Source organism: Streptomyces sp. NPDC057623, assembly GCF_042800355.1.
Lineage (GTDB): Bacteria > Actinomycetota > Actinomycetes > Streptomycetales > Streptomycetaceae > Streptomyces.
Genome location: NZ_JBHVGZ010000031.1, coordinates 51,015 through 67,501 on the forward strand (window position 1 = coordinate 51,015; position 16,487 = coordinate 67,501).

Annotated in this window: 14 protein-coding genes; 5 read left to right on the forward strand and 9 right to left on the reverse strand. The window is 71.3% G+C overall.

Annotation, left to right across the window (positions count from 1 at the left end; translation table 11 throughout):
- Positions 1–3: 3 nt before the first annotated feature.
- On the reverse strand, positions 4–1,425 hold the full coding sequence (locus tag ACFU95_RS27925) for an ABC transporter substrate-binding protein (RefSeq protein ID WP_383832575.1): 1,422 nt from the start codon (positions 1,423–1,425) through the stop codon (positions 4–6).
- Between the two features lie 172 nt (positions 1,426–1,597).
- On the opposite strand from ACFU95_RS27925, the gene ACFU95_RS27930 reads away from it, so the two are divergent.
- The 3 genes from ACFU95_RS27930 to ACFU95_RS27940 are packed head-to-tail and all read left to right on the forward strand — an operon-like array spanning position 1,598 to position 4,503.
- Positions 1,598–3,067: an FGGY-family carbohydrate kinase gene (locus ACFU95_RS27930; protein ID WP_383832577.1), complete on the forward strand. Its 1,470-nt coding sequence runs from the start codon at positions 1,598–1,600 to the stop codon at positions 3,065–3,067.
- A complete protein-coding gene (locus ACFU95_RS27935; protein WP_383832579.1) occupies positions 3,064–3,711 on the forward strand; it encodes a histidine phosphatase family protein in 648 nt (215 codons plus the stop codon). Before ACFU95_RS27930 ends, ACFU95_RS27935 begins: the two co-directional genes overlap by 4 nt.
- A 12-nt stretch (positions 3,712–3,723) precedes the next feature.
- Complete coding sequence (locus tag ACFU95_RS27940; protein ID WP_383832581.1) at positions 3,724–4,503, forward strand: SAM-dependent methyltransferase; 780 nt, start codon at positions 3,724–3,726, stop codon at positions 4,501–4,503.
- A gap of 133 nt (positions 4,504–4,636) precedes the next feature.
- Here ACFU95_RS27940 and ACFU95_RS27945 read toward each other — a convergent pair whose 3' ends face one another.
- A complete protein-coding gene (locus ACFU95_RS27945; protein ID WP_383832583.1) occupies positions 4,637–5,278 on the reverse strand; it encodes a superoxide dismutase in 642 nt (213 codons plus the stop codon).
- Between the two features lie 147 nt (positions 5,279–5,425).
- Here ACFU95_RS27945 and ACFU95_RS27950 point away from each other — a divergent pair, with 147 nt between their 5' ends.
- Both ACFU95_RS27950 and ACFU95_RS27955 read left to right on the forward strand, forming a co-directional pair.
- Positions 5,426–5,845 carry a hypothetical protein gene (locus ACFU95_RS27950; protein WP_383832585.1) on the forward strand — a complete coding sequence of 140 codons (420 nt, stop codon included), beginning with the start codon at positions 5,426–5,428 and terminating at the stop codon, positions 5,843–5,845.
- Positions 5,842–8,013: a tetratricopeptide repeat protein gene (locus tag ACFU95_RS27955; RefSeq protein ID WP_383832587.1), complete on the forward strand. Its 2,172-nt coding sequence runs from the start codon at positions 5,842–5,844 to the stop codon at positions 8,011–8,013. Before ACFU95_RS27950 ends, ACFU95_RS27955 begins: the two co-directional genes overlap by 4 nt.
- Here the strand turns inward: ACFU95_RS27955 and ACFU95_RS27960 are convergent, their stop codons facing one another.
- From ACFU95_RS27960 to ACFU95_RS27990, 7 genes are all read right to left on the reverse strand, one after another.
- Positions 8,014–9,408: an amino acid permease gene (locus tag ACFU95_RS27960; RefSeq protein ID WP_383832588.1), complete on the reverse strand. Its 1,395-nt coding sequence runs from the start codon at positions 9,406–9,408 to the stop codon at positions 8,014–8,016.
- Between the two features lie 132 nt (positions 9,409–9,540).
- Positions 9,541–10,446 carry a TauD/TfdA dioxygenase family protein gene (locus tag ACFU95_RS27965; RefSeq protein ID WP_383832590.1) on the reverse strand — a complete coding sequence of 302 codons (906 nt, stop codon included), beginning with the start codon at positions 10,444–10,446 and terminating at the stop codon, positions 9,541–9,543.
- 12 nt (positions 10,447–10,458) lie between these two features.
- On the reverse strand, positions 10,459–11,805 hold the full coding sequence (locus ACFU95_RS27970; protein ID WP_383832592.1) for an LLM class flavin-dependent oxidoreductase: 1,347 nt from the start codon (positions 11,803–11,805) through the stop codon (positions 10,459–10,461).
- A 187-nt stretch (positions 11,806–11,992) separates the two neighbouring features.
- Entirely contained in the window at positions 11,993–12,709 is a 717-nt protein-coding gene (locus ACFU95_RS27975) for an ABC transporter ATP-binding protein (RefSeq protein ID WP_383832595.1), read from the reverse strand.
- Positions 12,685–13,533 (reverse strand): ABC transporter permease, encoded by an 849-nt coding sequence (locus ACFU95_RS27980; protein ID WP_383832597.1) that lies wholly within the window; start codon positions 13,531–13,533, stop codon positions 12,685–12,687. Before ACFU95_RS27980 ends, ACFU95_RS27975 begins: the two co-directional genes overlap by 25 nt.
- The gene (locus ACFU95_RS27985) at positions 13,530–14,597 is read right to left on the reverse strand and encodes an ABC transporter substrate-binding protein (protein ID WP_383832599.1); all 1,068 of its coding nucleotides are present in this window, start codon (positions 14,595–14,597) and stop codon (positions 13,530–13,532) included. The genes ACFU95_RS27980 and ACFU95_RS27985 overlap by 4 nt, the downstream gene beginning before the upstream one ends.
- 224 nt (positions 14,598–14,821) lie before the next feature.
- Positions 14,822–16,024 (reverse strand): ROK family protein, encoded by a 1,203-nt coding sequence (locus ACFU95_RS27990; protein WP_383832601.1) that lies wholly within the window; start codon positions 16,022–16,024, stop codon positions 14,822–14,824.
- Positions 16,025–16,487: the final 463 nt, after the last annotated feature.

Here is a 16,487-nt window from a genome sequence, read left to right on the forward strand (position 1 = left end):
GGGCTAGCCCACCTTGTCGGCGAGGTCGCCCGCCAGGTCGTCGAGCACCGACCTCGCGCCCTGGCCGCCGTAGATCTCCTGGAGGGCGGATGCCCAGCTGGTGGTCGCGTCGAAGAACTGCGCCTGCGGGGTGAACTGGATCTTCGTCTGGTCGACGACCGTCTCGAAGGTCTCGATGAAGCCGGGCAGGTGCCTCATCTTGTCCTTGTAGGCGCCGGCGTCGGCGATCGACTTGCGCACCGGGTCGATGTGGTTGTGCGTGATCGCGCTCCTGAGCAGGTGCTCCTTGCCGGTCGCCCACTGCAGGAACAGCCAACTGGCGCTCTTCTTCTTGCTCTTGGCGTTCATGCCGAGCGACCAGATCCACATGTTGGTGGAGAGCGACCCGTCCGGCCCCTTGGGTCCGGGGTGGAAGGCGATCTTCCCGGAGGCGGGACTGGCGCCCTCCACCGCCTGGAAGTAGGCGGCCGTGTCGGCGTCGAACAGCATCCCGGCCTTCTTCGCGCCGAGGTCGCTGGAGCACTGGTACCAGGTGTACGACGTCCAGGACGGCGGCCCGCCCTGCTTGACCATGCCCGCCCAGTCCTCGGTGAACGCGACGGCCTCGGGGCTGTTCATGGCGGGTGTGAGCTTGCCGCCGGCGACGGTGAAGTCCTTGAGCCCGTTGCGGGCGTACATCGTCATGAAGCCGGGGTGGATCGTCGCCCAGCTCCGCGACCCCCGTACGGCGATCCCGTACATGCCGTCGAAGCCGGCACCGGGGGCCTTCTGCTTGATGGCCCCGGAGATCTCGCGCAGCTCGTCGAAGGTCTCGGCGGGCTTGAGGCCGAGCTTCTTGAAGACGTCCGTGTTGTAGGCGACGACGTTGGTCTCCCAGCCCCACGGCAGCGCGTACTGCCCGCCCTGGCCGAGCGGCGCGCCCGCCTTCAGGGACCACTGGTCGGCCTGGAGGAGGTTCGGGAAGAAGTCGGCCTGGTCCCATTCGGAGCCGGTGGCCGAGGAGTTGCGCATCCACGGGCCGAGGTCTTCGAGCCAGCCGGGCGGGCCGTACTGCCAGACCATGTAGGCGCCCAGCATGAACACGTCGTACGAAGCACGTCCGCTGGACAGGTCGACGGTGAGCTTGTCGAAGTAGTTGTCCTCGGGGAAGACGTCGTACTCGACCTCGATGCCGGTCCTCTCGGTGAACGACTTCAGGTCGGCGATCAGCGCGTCCGTGTACGGATGCTTGTTGAGCAGCGCTTTTACGGTCGTGCCCTTCTCCCGTTTCCAGTCGAAGGAGCCGGTGACGTCGTCCGCGGCCGAGCCGTCGCTCTTGTCGTCGTCACCGCCGAATCCGGCCCCGCAGGCCGCGAGCAGCGGGGTCGCGGCGGCCGCGGCGGTCAGGGCCAGGAAGCGGCGCCGGTCGTGCACGTGCATGTCCATCCGTGACCTCCACGTGGGGTTCGGCCATCCGGGGGTGCTGGTTAACACGGCGAGTCGACTCGTTAACAGAGGGTGGAACGGCGGAAGTTGGGCGTCAATCCCTCGCGCACGGGAAAATCTCAGTGCAGAGTGAGAAGTTCACGACTCGGATCGCGATGTACGGGAGGTCCGGATGGTGCACGAGCACTTCGAGGGCGAGGCATGGCTGGGGATCGACCTGGGCACCCAGAGCGTCCGGGTCCTGCTGGTCACCGGGGACGGCACCCTCCTCGGCGGCGGCTCGGCCCCCCTCGGCGGGCGACGGGACGGGGCACGGCACGAGCAGGATCCGGGGGAGTGGTGGGAGGCCCTGTGCGCGGCGTCGCGTGCCGCGCTGCGGGGCCGCTCGAAGGTACGGGTCGGCGGGCTCGCGGTGTGCGGGACGTCCGGGACCGTACTGCTGACGGACGGGGCGGGGCGGCCGATGAGCCCCGCGCTGATGTACGACGACGGGCGCGCCACGGCGCAGGCGGCACGGGCGAGGATGGCGGGGCTCGCGGTGCAGGACACCTGGGCGTTGCCGAAGGCGCTGTGGCTGGCCGAGGAGTACGGGCACGGTCGGATCACCCACCAGCCCGACCTGGTCGTCTCCCTGCTCACCGGCGAGCTGCCCCCGGCCGACTCCAGCCACGCCCTGAAGACGGGCTACGACCTGGAGCGCGACGCCTGGCCGTCCATGCTGGCCCGCCTCGGCCTGTCCGACACCGCGATCCCGGACGTGGTCCGCCCCGGCACCCTCCTCGGCGAGGTCTCCGCGACCGCCGCCGAGGCCACCGGCATCCCCGCCGGCACCCCCGTCCTCGCCGGGATGACCGACGGCTGCGCGGCCCAGATCGCCTCCGCCGCCCTGCGCCCCGGCTCCTGGAACTCGGTGCTCGGCACCACGCTCGTCCTCAAGGGCGCGTCCGCCAGCCCGGTCCGGGACCCGACCGGCGTGGTCTACAACCACCGTGCGCCGGACGGGAGCTGGCTGCCCGGCGGTGCCTCCAGTGTGGGCGCGGGCGTGCTCACGGCGGCGTTCTCGGGCGCCGACCCCGCGGCCATGGACGAGCTGGCCGCCGCCCATGAGCCGGCCGGCGCGATCACCTACCCGCTGGTGTCCCCCGGTGAGCGCTTCCCGTTCCTGGCCCCGGACGCCTTCGCGCTCGTCCTCGGCGAACCCGAGTCGGACGCCGACCTGTGGGCCGCGCTCCTCCAGGGCGTCGCCTTCACGGAACGCCTGTGCCTGGACTACCTGCACCACCTGGGCGCCCCTCTCGACGGCCCCCTCACCCTCACCGGCGGCGCCGCCCGCAGCCCGTACTGGAACCAGCTGCGCGCCGACGTCCTGGGCCGCCCGGCCCGCGTCCCCGAACAGACCGAACCGGCCCTGGGGATGGCCGCGTTGGCGGCGTACGGCGCGGGCGCGGCACCGGATCTGGCGGCGGCCGCCGAGCGCATGGTCCGCATCGGCACGACCGTCGAGCCCCGCCCCGACCGCACCGCCCGCTTCGCCGAGCCGTACGCCCGCCTGGTCGACGAACTGACCAATCGGGGCTGGCTCCCGCCCCCGGTCGCGGCGCACGCGCTGGCCCGCCTGGACGGGGATACTGCGCAGTCATGAGCACGAGCACTGATGCGAGCAGGGGTACGACGCTGCTGCTGGCCCGGCACGGGCAGACGATCTGGCACGCCGAGAACCGCTACGCCGGGATCAGCGACGTGGCCCTGACCGACACGGGCCGCGCCCAGGCCGAGGCCCTCGGCCGCTGGGCCGCCGCCCACCCGGTCGACGCGATCTGGACCTCGCCCGTGTCCCGGGCGGTCATCACCGCCGACCCCGCCTGCCGGGCCCTTCGGCTCACCCCCCGCCGCGAACCCGGGCTGCGCGAATGCGACTTCGGCGTGCTGGAGGGCCGTACGCTCGCGGAGTTCGCGGCCGAGGACCCGGCTGCCGCGGCGGCCTTCCGCACCGACCCGGTGGCCCATCCGTTCCCGGACGCGGAGGACCCCGCCGCCGCCGCCGAACGCGGTGCGGCCGCGCTACGCCGTATCGCCGCCGCGCACCCGGGGGAGCGGGTCCTCGTGGTCGCCCACAACACGCTCTTCCGGCTGGTGCTGTGCACCCTGCTGTCGATCCCGGCCGGGGAGTACCGCAGAGTGTTCCCCCGGTTGCGGAACGCGGCGATCAGCGAACTCCGCATGAAATCCGACGGATCCGCCGCACTTCTCTCCCTCAATGTGCCGTGCGAGCCGGACGTCTCGTAGCACCATGTGCCCATGACGGAGATCGACACCTCGGTACCCCACTCGGCCAGGATCTGGAACTACTGGCTGGGCGGCAAGGACAACTACCCCGTGGACGAGGCGGCGGGTGACGCCTACACCGCCGTCTTCCCCGGCATCGTCACCATCGCCCGCAGCAGCCGTGCCTTCCTGGGCCGCAGCATCCGGTACCTGGTCACGGAGGCGGGCGTACGGCAGTTCCTCGACGTCGGCACGGGCCTGCCCACCGTCGACAACACCCACGAGGTCGCCCAGCGCCTCGCCCCCGAGTCGAAGATCGTCTACGTCGACAACGACCCGCTGGTCCTGGCCCATGCCCGTGCCCTGCTGACCTCGACGCCCGAGGGTGTGACGGCGTACGAGGACCTGAGCCTCTACGAGCCGGAGAAGATCCTTCAGGCGGCCTCCCGGACCCTCGACCTCTCCCGGCCCACGGCCCTGATCCTCAGCGGCATCCTCGGTCACGTCGCCGACTACGAGCAGGCCCGCGGCATCGTCCGCGGTCTCCTGGCCGGCCTGCCCTCCGGCAGCTACCTCTCCCTCAACGAGGGCTCCCGCGGTACCGACCCGGCCTACGAGCAGGCCCAGGACGCCTACAACGAGACCGGCGCGGTCCCGTACTTCCTGCGTCCCGTCGACCAGATCGCCGCCTACTTCGAGGGCCTGGACCTGGTGGAGCCCGGCCTCGTCTCCGTCCCGCTGTGGCACCCCGAGCCGGGCGGCGAGGAGCCCCTGCCGATCGGCCAGCACGGCGCCCTGGGCCGCAAGCCCTGACGCCCGCCCGGACGCCCGCCCTTCCGGCACGGGGAAGCCCCCGCGAGTCACGTCCTCGCGGGGGCTTCCGTCATTCCGCCTGCCGTGCGTGAAAGGTGAGAAGACGATCACGAGGCAGGACGCTCGGGGCTCGTCACGGAGCGAGCAGCAGCACGTCGGCGCGGGACCTGGCGGCGGTGTAACGCCGGGCCACGTCCTGCCAGTTGACGACGGCCCACATGGCGTCGATGAAGTCGACCTTCTGGTTCCTGTACTGCAGGTAGAAGGCGTGCTCCCAGGCGTCGAAGACCAGGATCGGGGTCGAGCCCTGGCCGACGTTGCCCTGGTGGTCGTAGACCTGCTCGACGATCAGGCGCCCGCTGAGCGGCTCGTACGCCAGCACGCCCCAGCCGGAACCCTGCGTGGTCGCGGCGGCCTTGGTGAGCTGCGCCTTGAAGCCCGCGTAGGACCCGAACGACTCGGCGATGGCGTCCGCCAGCTCGCCCACACCGTCGGCCGCGAGCGGCTCGCCGCCGCCGTCACCGGTCATGTTGTGCCAGTAGATGCTGTGCAGGATGTGCCCGGACAGATGGAAGGCCAGGTTCTTCTCCAGTCCGTTGACCGACCCCCACTGCTCCTTGTCCCGCGCCTCCGACAACTGCTCCAGCGTGTCGTTGGCTCCCTTGACGTACGCCGCGTGGTGCTTGTCGTGGTGCAGCTCGATGATCTCGGGGCTGATCACCGGCGCGAGCGCGGAGTAGTCGTAGGGCAGTTCCGGGAGTGTGTAGACGGGCATGAAGGGTCCCCTCAGAGCTCTTGTTGCAAATATCTTGCAACAACAAGCTAGCAGCAGGAGAGGGGAAGTGTCCGTCCGGGCGTGCGAATGGGGAATGCGTCGCCAGGTCAGCGGGCTCTACTATCGGCACTCGTGGAGAGGGGTGTCATGGGACCCGAGATCGCCGAACTCGCCCGCACGGCGGGTACGACGGTGGTGGCGCTGATGGCGGGGCAGGCATGGGAATCCGCCCGGGACGGCGTGGTGGCCCTCTGGCAGCGCTTCCAGCCCGCCCGCGCCGAGGCCGTCGGCGGCGAGCTGGAGGCCACCCGGGAGGACCTCCTCCTCGCCCGGGCGTCCGACGACACGGACACCGAGGCCGAGTTGACCGCCGAGTGGCAGGCACGCGTCCGCCGACTGCTCCTCGCGCGGCCCGAGGTCGCCGACGAACTGCGCCGCATCCTCGCGGAGTTGAACCCGCAGCTTCCCGACGCGCGGCCCTCGGTGGACGTCCGGCTGCGCGCGGAGGCCTCCGGCCGCGGCCGGGTCTACCAGGCCGGCCGCGACCAGCACATCACCGAACGATGAGCGAACTCGGCGCGCGGGCCTCGGGACAGGGGCGGATCTTCCAGACGTCCGGCGACCAGTACATCCAGGAGCACCACCACCATTACGACGCCGGTGCCACACCGCTCTTCGGCCCGGAGCCGCCGGCCCGTCACGCCGGGCCGCTCGCGCCCGACTCGGTGCGCGTTCCGCTGGTGGGGCGCCCGCCGGGCATCCTCCGTAACCGCGAGGAACTGCGGGACGCGCTCTCTACGGCCCTCGCCGGCCCCGGCGGCGACGCCCACGTCGTGCACGGCATGGGCGGCTGCGGCAAGACGGCACTCGCGCACTGGCTGTTCACCGAGGCCGTACGCGCACACGGCCGGGTCGGCTTCTGGGTCAACGCCTCCGAGCGGATGTCCCTGCGGGCCGGGATGCTGGCGGTGGCGGGGGACCGGGGGGCGGCCGCCGGTGAGCTGGCCGCCGCCGCGGCCGGACAGCGCGCGGCGGCCGACCTCGTCTGGCACTACCTCGACCACTCCGCCGCGCCCTGGCTGCTGGTCCTCGACAACGCCGACGATCCGACCGTGCTGGAGGACGGGGCGTGGTTGCGTACCAGCCCCCGGGGGACGGTTCTGGTCACCACGCGGCATGCCACCTCGCCACTGTGGCGGGGGCCGGGGGTGACCCGTCATGGCCTCGGGCTGCTGCCGTTGGACGACGCGGCCCAGGTCCTGTGCGACCTGGCGCCCGACGCGGGCGATCTGGAATCGGCGCGCAAGGTGGCCGAGCGCCTCGGCCGTCTCCCCCTCGCGCTCACCCTGGCCGGTTCCCATCTCGCCCACCAGCTGCTGGAGTCGTGGTCCATGGACGAGTACGACCGCAAGCTCGACGAGGAATCGACGTCCATCGTCGACGGCGGGGCCCGTGGGTACGGCAGCGGGCAGTCACGTCAGCTGGTCGGCCGGACCTGGCAGTTGTCCTTGGACGCCCTGACCGAGCAGGGGCTGCCGGAGGCGACGACGCTGTTGCGGTTGCTGTCGTTCCTGGCGCCGGATCCGGTGCCGTTGAGCGTGCTGGCGCAGCTGGCCCGGGGACAGGTCGGGGTCGATGGGCTGGTGCCTCCCTTGTCGGCAGGGCAGTTGGAACCCGCGTTGCGCGGTCTTCTCGACCATTCGCTGGCCGAACTGGTCGAGGTGGACGGGGTGCGATGCGTACACGCGCACGGGGTTCTGCTGGACAGCGTGGCCGCCGGGGTGCCGGAGAGTGGCCGGCCGGACCTCGCGGAGGTGGCGGCCGCCATGCTGGAAGCCGCCCTGCCCCAGCCGCCCGTCAGGCGCGGCAACCTCACTCTGCTGGTGCCGCACGCCATGGCCCTGTTGACGGCGGCACCCGATGAACGGACCGCCGTACTGGCGGTACGGGTGGTTCGCGCGGTCCACGAGTCGGGGGACATACCAGCCGCCCTGGCCCTGGCCTCCGACGTGGTCGACGTTGCCGGGGAAGCCCTCGGCGTCGTGCATCCGGTGACACTGGACGCCCAGGACGCGCGGGCCAAGGCACTGATGTGGGCGGGCCGCTGGGCCGAGTCCGAGGCCCTCTTCCGCACGGTCATCGCCCACCGCGAACGTGTCCTGGGCCCCGACCACCTGGACACGCTGCGCAGCTGCCGCAACATCCGGCAACCGCTCGGCGTCCTCGGCCGGCCCGAGGACGCCGAGCGCTTCGCGCGCCGCGCCATCGAGGGGCAGCGGCGCCTGCTGGGGGAGAACTCACTCGAGACGCTGGACACGTGGAAGAGCCTGTTGGCACTCCTGGCCGTGACCGGCAGGGAGCGGGAACTGGAGACCGAGGCGTCCAGGCTCCTCGGCGTGTGTGAACGTGAGCTGCCCGCGGACCACCCCACGACGGTGGCGGTCCGCCACGAGTACGGCGAGAGCCTGCGGGCGCTGGGACGGTTCGAGCAGGCGGAGCCTCTGGCCCGTGGCGTGCTGGCCGACCTGGTCCGGCTGCACGGCGCCGATCATCCCCAGGCCATCGCCGCCCTGTGCCTCACGGCCCGGGTCGCTCACGGGCTGGGGCGGACCGATGCCGTCGCGGCGCTCGAAGAGGTCATCGAACGACGGGAGCGGGCGCTCGGTCCCGAGCACCCGCTCGTCGCGAGCAACCGTGCGTGGCTCACCGAGTGGCAAGCCGAGGGCCGACCGTGATCAGCCCTTGGCACGCGCCTTCTGCCACCCGTACCCCACCACCGCCAGGAACACCGTCATCCCCCCGGTCGAGTACAACTGCACCCGCGTATCCGGCTCCCGAGCCATCAGCACGAAGATCGTCGCCATCCCCGCCAGCGCCACCCACGTCAGCACCGGGAACGCCCACATCCGCACGACCAGCTTCTCCGGGGCCTCCCGTTCCAGGCGGCGCCGCAGGCGCAGCTGGGAGACGGCGATGAAGATCCAGACGACGAGGATGACCGCGCCGATCATGTTCAGCAGCCAGGGGAAGACGTCGTCCGGCCGCCAGTAGCTCAGCACCACGCACACGAAGCCGAACACAGACGACGCGAGGACGGCGACGCGCGGAACGCCGCCCGACACACGGCCCAGCACAGCGGGCCCCTGTCCGCGCTGGACGAGCGAGTACGCGATGCGCGAGGAGCCGTAGATGTTGGCGTTCATCGCGGACAGGAGGGCCACCAGGACCACCACGTTCATGACCTGGCCGGCGCCGGGGATGCCGAGGTGGTCGAGGGTGGCGACGTACGGGCCCTTCGCGACGACCTCCTCGGAGTCCCAGGGGACCAGGGTGACGACGACCGCCATCGAGCCGATGTAGAAGAGGGCGATGCGCCACATGGCCGTGCGCACCGCGCTCGCCACGCCGCTGACCGGGTTCTCCGACTCCGCGGCGGCGATGGTGACCGTCTCCATGCCGCCGTAGGCGAAGACCGAGGCAAGCAGGCCGATGATCAGCCCCTCGCTGCCGTTCGGGAAGAAGCCGCCCTCACCGGTGAGGTGCGCGGTGCCCGGCGCGTCCGTGCCCGGCAGGACGCCGGCGATCGCCAGCCCGCCCAGCACCAGGAACAGGGCGATCGCGCCGACCTTCAGCGCCGCGAACCAGAACTCGAACTCGCCGAAGTTCTTCACGGCGGCCAGGTTGGCGCCGCAGAAGACGACCATGAACAGGGCCACCCACGCCCACTCGGGCGTATGCGGCAGCCAGGTCGTGACGATCTTCGCGGCGCCGATGCCCTCCAGGCCGACGGCCGTGCAGAGCAGGACCCAGAAGGACCACCCGGCCGTGAACCCGGCCCAGGGGCCGATCGCCTTCTCGGCGTGCGCGGAGAAGGAGCCGGAGGACGGGTACGCGGCCGACATCTCGCCGAGCATCCGCATCACCAGCATCACGAGGAGGCCGGAGAGGACGTAGGCGATGACGATCGACGGGCCGGCGGCGGCGATACCGGCGCCGGAGCCCACGAACAGGCCCGCCCCGATGACACCGCCGAGGGCGATCATCGACAGGTGACGCTGCTTGAGGCCGTGGTTCAGTCCGGGGGAGACACCGTCCGCCTTCGCGGGCGTCTCCGTGGAGGTGCTGGGCATGGGCGCGGCTCGTCCAATGCGTGAGAGGGCAAAAAACGCCCACAGTCTGGACAGCCTCTCCGCTCAGAAGGAGAGGCTGCCCAGTATGCGGACACTCGCCGCACTGTATGTGACGCGTCGGCTACGCGGTGGCTATGCGGCGGCAGGGGTGGCGACGGCCGTGTAGTGCGACGCGTCCCCCTCGATCGAGTAGCTCGCCTTGCCCTCGATGCCGACCGGCACGTCACCGGCGACGGTCACCCGGTGCAGCCGGCGCGGCAGCCCGTCGTAGTTGTCGATGGCGTAGTGCTGGGTGATGCGGTTGTCGAAGACGACCAGCTGGTTCTCGGACCAGCGGTGGCGCAGGACGTTCTCGGGGCGGGTGACGTACGCCTGGAGCAGGTCGAGGATCTTGCGGGACTCGCCCGGCGAGAGGCCCACGATCCGCTGCGCGAACCCGCCGATGAACAGGCCCCGCTCACCGGTCAGCGGATGGACCCGGACCACCGGGTGGACCGTGCGGTACTTGATCGACGTGAACTCGGCCCGCTGGGCGGCCTGCTGGTCGTCGATGTCCTCGTCCGGCACGGCGTAGTCGTAGTCGTTGGTGTGCTCGGCCCACAGGCCGTCGGCCAGCTTCCGCAGCGGCTCGGGCAGCTGGCGGTAGGCGGCCGCCGAGCTGGCGATCAGGGTCTCGCCGCCGTACGGCGGGATCGTGATGCTGCGCAGGGTGGTGGCCTGCGGCGGGTTGAGGACGAAGGTCACGTCCGTGTGCCAGTTGTTGGCGGCACGGCCGCGCTCGCTGTCGACGGGCAGGACGTTCGGGACACCGGTGACGGAGGAGACCGTCGGGTGGGCGGTGGTGACGTCGCCGAACTGGCGGACGAAGGTCTGATGGGTCTCGTCGTCGAGGTTCACGTCGTCGAAGACGAGCGCCTTGTGGGTGTTGAGGGCCTCGCGGAGCGCGGCGACCGTCTCCTCGCCGAGCGGCCGGGAGATGTCGACGCCGGAGACGCGGGCGCCGATGTGAGCGGTGACCTTCTGGATGTCGAGGGACATGAGGGGGGCCTTTCAGACGAGAGCGGGTGCGGGGGCGGGGGTGACGTACTGGTTGGCGGGGCGCGGGAGGCCGTAGCGCTCCCGCAGGGTCTGGCGGGGGCCGTACGCGCCGCGCAGCAGACCGCGGGCGCGCAGGATCGGGACGACGTGGTCGACGAAGGCGTCGAGGCCGGAGGGCAGCACCGGCGGCATGATGTTGAAGCCGTCGGCGGCACCCTGGGTGAACCAGGTCTCGATGGCGTCGGCGACCTGCTCGGGCGTACCGGCGAAGGTGAGATGACCGCGGCCGCCGCCGAGCCTGCCGATGAGCTGCCGCACGGTGAGGCGGTCGCGTCGGGCCAGCTCCACCACGAGCGTGTAGCGGCTCTTGGCGCCCTCGATGGCGTCCTCGGGCGGCAGGTCGGCGGGGAGTTCGGCGTCCAGCTCCAGGGTCCCCGGCTCCAGTTGCAGCAGGCTCTCCAGCCGGTCCACGCCGTGCACATGCACGATGTGGTCCTCCAGGACCCGCTCGGCCGCCCGCGCCTCGGCCTCCGTCGAGCCGAGCACGGGCACGATGCCGGGCAGCACCTTGATGTGCTCGGGATCGCGACCGGCCGCCGCCGTACGTGCCTTGAGGTCGGCGTAGAAGGCCCGCGCGTCCTCGATCGTCTGCTGCGCGGTGAACACCGCCTCCGCGTACCGGGCGGCGAAGCCCTTTCCGTCCTCGCTCGACCCCGCCTGCACCAGCAGCGGGTAACCCTGCGGTGTGCGCGGGACGTTGAGGGCGCCCTCGACGCTGAAGTACGTCCCTCTGTGCCGCGGCGGATGGATCTTGGCGTCGTCGCCCCACACGCCGGCCGCCTTGTCGCCGGTGATCGCGTCGTCCTCCCAGCTGTCCCAGAGCTTCAGGGCGACGTCCAGGAACTCGCCGGCCCGGGCGTACCGCTCGGCGTGCGCCGGCTCGGCGTCCAGGCCGAAGTTGCGGGCGGCTTCGGCACCGGCGGTGGTGACGATGTTCCAGCCCGCCCGGCCGCCGCTGATGATGTCGAGGGAGGCGAACTTGCGGGCCAGGTTGTAGGGGGAGTTGTAGGAGGTGGAGGCGGTGGCGATGAGGCCGATGTGCTCGGTGGCGGTCGCCAGCGCGGTGAGCAGCGTGAGCGGCTCCAGGGCACCGGCCGGGCGCTGGGCGAGGTTGCTCCACAGCTGGGGGCCGTCGGCGAGGAAGAGGGAGTCGAAGGTGCCGCGTTCGGCGACGCGGGCCAGGTTGACGTAGTGGGCCAGGGACACGTGCGCGTACGGGTCGCTCTCGGGGAGCCGCCAGGACGCTTCGTGGTGGCCGGTGTTCATGAGGAAGGCGTTGAGGTGGAGTTGCCGGGCCATGGGTGTCCTTCAGGGATGGAAGGTCGGGGTGCCGTATGAGCGCCGGTCCGGACTCTTCAGCCCGTACGGCGTTTGAGGACGAGGCCCTTCGGGCCGAGAGCGGGGGTCCGGGGGCGCGGCCCCCAGGGATGGGACGGGTGGGGGCGGCGGGGGCGAGGACCGCCCGAGCCCCGGCGGCGACCAGCGCTCACCTGACGTCCTCGGTCACGCCCAGCGCCGCGAGCAGCCGCCCCCGGTACTCCCCGCGCGCCCGCGCATCACGATCGATGGCCAGGTCGACCCCGACCCGCCCCCGCTCCAGCACGAGCACCCGGTCGGCCAGCACGATCGCCTCGTCCACGTCATGCGTGACCAGCAGCACCGACGGCCGATGCCGCTCCCACAGCTCCCGGAGCAGGTTGTGCATCTTGATCCGGGTGAGCGCGTCCAGCGCCCCGAACGGCTCGTCGGCCAGTAGCAGCTCCGGCTCCCGCACCAGCGAGCGGGCCAGTGCGGCGCGCTGCGCCTCACCTCCGGACAGCTCGCTCGGCCAGGCGCGCTCGCGGCCCTTCAGCCCCACTTCTTCGAGGGCCTCGCGCCCCTTGCGCTCCGCGTCCTTGCCGTCGAGCCCGAGGAGGACGTTGTCCAGGACCCGCCGCCACGGCAGCAGCCGTGAGTCCTGGAACACCACCGACACCCGCTGCGGCGCGCTGAGCTGCCCGCTGCCGGCGACCTCGTGGTCGAGCCCGGCGACCGCTCTGAGCAGGGTGCTCTTGCCGGAGCCGCTGTGCCCCAGCAGGGCCACGAACTGGCCGGCGGGGATGTCCAGGTCGATGCCGTCGAGCACGACACGTCCGTCGAACGAGCGGGTCAGGGAACGCAGCTGGACGGCGGGACGGGTCAGCTGCTCAGTGTGCGGCGCCACGACAGCACCCTCCGTTCGATGAGGCGGACCGTGCTGTCCGAGATGAGGCCGAAGACGCCGTAGACGACCAGGCCGACGAGGATGACGTCCGACTGGCCGTAGTTCGTGGCCTGGAACATCATGTAGCCGAGGCCGCTGGTGGCGTTGATCTGCTCCAGGACCACCAGGCCCAGCCAGGAGCCGGTCACGCCGAGCCGGAGTCCCACGAAGAACCCGGGCAGCGCGCCGGGGATGACGATCTCCCGGATGAAGCGCGGCTTCGACAGGCCCTGCACCTCGGCGAGTTCGACGAACCGGTTGTCGATGCCCGACAGGGCGGCGTGGGTGTTGAGGTAGATCGGGATGTAGACGACGATGGCGATGATCGCGATCTTGAAGGTCTCGCCGATGCCCAGCCAGAGGATGAACAGCGGGATCAGACCGAGCGTCGGGATGGCCCGGTTGAGGTTGACCGTGCCGTCGATCAGGGCCTCTCCGGTGCGGGTGAGCCCGGAGGCCAGGGCCAGCACGATGCCGGCGGTCAGACCGATCGCGAAGCCGGACGCGGCCCGCTGGAGCGAGGTGAGGATGTCGGTGACCAGCGTCCCGTCGGTCCACAGCTGGGCGCCGGTCTCCACCACCGTCCAGGGCGCGGGGATCGCGGCGGGGTCGAGGGCCTCGGCGGCGGACGCGAGGGCCCACAGGGCGAGCACCAGCAGGGGCCCGGCGAGCCGGGCGGCGGGCAGGCGCTTGCCGGGCGCGAGCCCGCGGCGGCGTTCGCGGGGCCGTTCGTCGGCGACGACGACGGCGGCCTTGTGCAGGGTGGTCGTGGTCATGGCGGTCACTTCCGGTACTCGGCCGGTACGGACTTCGCGGCGATGCCCTCGAAGCGGTGGTCGAAGAGCTCGCCGACGTCGAACTGGTTCACGAAGCCGCCCTCCGCGAGCAGATCCGCGGTCTCCTGCTCCCACTTGATCGCCTCGTCCCAACTCGGCGGGAACAGCGGCTTGTTGGCGAGCTCGGTGATGGCCTGCGCCTGGGCGAGGGTCAGGTTCTGCGTCTTGACGTAGAACTCCTGGTTCCAGACGTCGGGGTTCTCGTACGTCCACACCTGGCTCCTGGCCCAGAGCGGGATGTACGCGGCGATCGCGGCGGCCTTCGCGGGGTCGTTCAGCACCGGGACCGGAGCCCACAGCAGGTTGAGCAGGTCGACGACGTCGGTGGTGATGGTGCGGGCGCCCTTGGACCCGTACTGCGTCAGATAGGCGGGCGCCTGGGTGTTGCCGAGCGGGGCGATGTCGACCTGGCCGGACTGCAGGGCCGTGAGGAACTGGTTGCTGGTCAGCGGGACCAGCTCCACCTCGTCGTACTTCAGGCCGGCCTTCTTCAGCGCGCGCAGCAGGACGACGCCCTGCGCCTGCCCCTGCGAGAAGGCCAGCCGCCTGCCCCGGAAGTCCTCGACCGACCGGATGTCGCTGCCGGGCTTGGTGGCGAACAGGTAGTTGGGCCTGCGGGTGATGTTGATCGCCACGATTTTCGCGTCGAAGCCCTGGTAGTACGCCTGGATCGGCGGAATGCCCGCGTTGTTGGCGAGGTCCAGGGACTTGGCCCGGAAGGCGTTGATGACATCGGGCCCGGCGCCGATGTTCAGCCAGTTGCTGATCTTGAAAGGAGGGTCTCCCAACTCGGCCAGTCTGAACTGGAGTTGCTGGGCGTTCTGGAACGAGGCGATTTTCAGGCTGGTACCGGCCGGGACCTTGGTGGCCAGCGGGGCGGTCGAGGCGCCCTCGCTGTCGGCGGACGCGCTGCCGGCGCAGCCGGTGAGGCCGGTGAGTCCGGCGGCGGTGACACCGAGCAGCGAGGTCAGGAACAGGCGGCGGTCGACACCCGGGGCAGGCAGAGAGGGCATGGCAGGACTCCGTAGGCCGAAGTGATCGGAAGGCAGGTGAGGGAAAAGCGCATGCGGAATTCCGGGCAGGCGAAAGTCAGGAAAAGGGAGTTCACGCAGGAGGAAATGAGCGCTTCACACGCGGCGACGTGTCAGCAACAAAGGGTGCGACAGCTCACGAACAGGCTCATGAGCAGGATGTTCCCGGTCATCGGTGGCCCCTGTCAACATTCCGAGTTTCTGAATTAAATAGCCTCAGGTGACGCGGCCAGTGGATCCCGGTAGAGCACGTCCAGCGCCACCGAACCACCGGCCACGGCAAGGACGGAATCCGGGAAACTCGACGGCACGACCGCGGCCGCCCGCTCCGCACCGACCGCGTTGCGCAGCGCGCCGAGGCAGTCCTCCCGGCTCAGGACGCCGATCTCGGTGACCACGACGACCTCCGGGTTGAGCACGTCGAGCAGCAGCCCCACCGCCCGCCCGGTCATCCGCGCGCGCTCGGTCAGCAGCCGCACCGCCACCGGGTCCCCGCCCGCCGCCGCGCGCAGGACATGCACGGGGTTCGTCCCGTCGACGACCCCGGCCGCCCGCGCCCGCCGGCACAACGTCCGCTCGCTCAGCTCCACCTGGAGGCAGCCGACCCGCCCGCACTCGCAGGTCTCGCTGCCGCCCGGTACCGGGAGATGGGCGATCGTGCCGGCCTGGGAGCGGGGGCCGTGATGCACCTCGTCGTGCGTGGCGAACGCCGCGTCGACCACGTTCCCGACGAACAGATGCAGCACGCTCCCGCTGCCGCGCGCCCGCCCGAAGAGCCGCTCCGCGTTCACCAACGCCCGCGCGTGCCCGTCCACATGGACCGGCAGCCCGGTGTGCGCGCCGAGCACCTCCCGCACCGGCACGTCGCGCCAGCCCAGCAGCGGGTGTTCGACGACGGTCCCGGAGTCCCGGTCCACCCAGCCGCCCGCGGCGACGCCGACGCCGAGCGGCCGACTGCCCGGCGCCGCCGCCAGCAGCGCGGCCAGCCCGTCGGCGGCGCGGGCGAGGACGCCGTACGGATCCGTCGCCCCCGCGTGCTTCAACTCCCGTGTGGCGACGACCCGTCCGCGCAGATCGAGCAGCGCCACGGTGGTGTACGGCACCGCCACATGCACCCCGCCCACCACGAACCGGGAGTCGTCCAGGTCGATGGGCACATGGGGCCGCCCCACCCCACCCGACTGCCGGGGCGCCGCGGCCTCGCGGACGAGCCCGAGTTCCGTGAAGCGGGCGCAGTAGTCGGTCACCGAGGCCGGTGACAGTCCGGTCAGCCGGGCGATGGTGCTGCGCGCGACCGGCCCGTGCTCCAGCACGGACCGCAGGATGACGCTGGCGCTCGTCCGGCGCCGGTCGCGGTCGGCGATACGAGGGATGGGGGAGGAGAGGGTGGGTGCCGCGGTACGGGGCATGGGGAACTTCCTGGGGAGCCGGTCCGACACTTGCGCCGTCTGGGAGCGGGCGAGTCGTACCGGAGCACCGGAGGGCGACTCACCCCGGGTGGCGACAGACGGCCGTGCCCACGCGTCGCAGGTCGACGTGGCGACGCGACGAGAAGTTCAGGGACTGGGCGACCATGCGCTCGAAGCTAGCAAAACGGCCCACCGCTGCCCAGACGGCGACCGACGGGCGAGACGCTCACTTCTCACAGGGCGACCCGTTTGGTGAGTCCCTACAGTCGCCTCCCGCCCCGGCATGTGAGCTGAACATCCCTGCCTCAGTGACCGGCATCACCCCCTGACCGGTGTAACACCCACCGTTTGTCCGAAGCCCACCAACCTCACGAACCGGCCTTTGTCGACCACTGACGGTGAGGGACCGAAACCCCCTGGGATAGCGTCACAGCGTCCCGTACCGCCCTCACTCCGCGGAGTC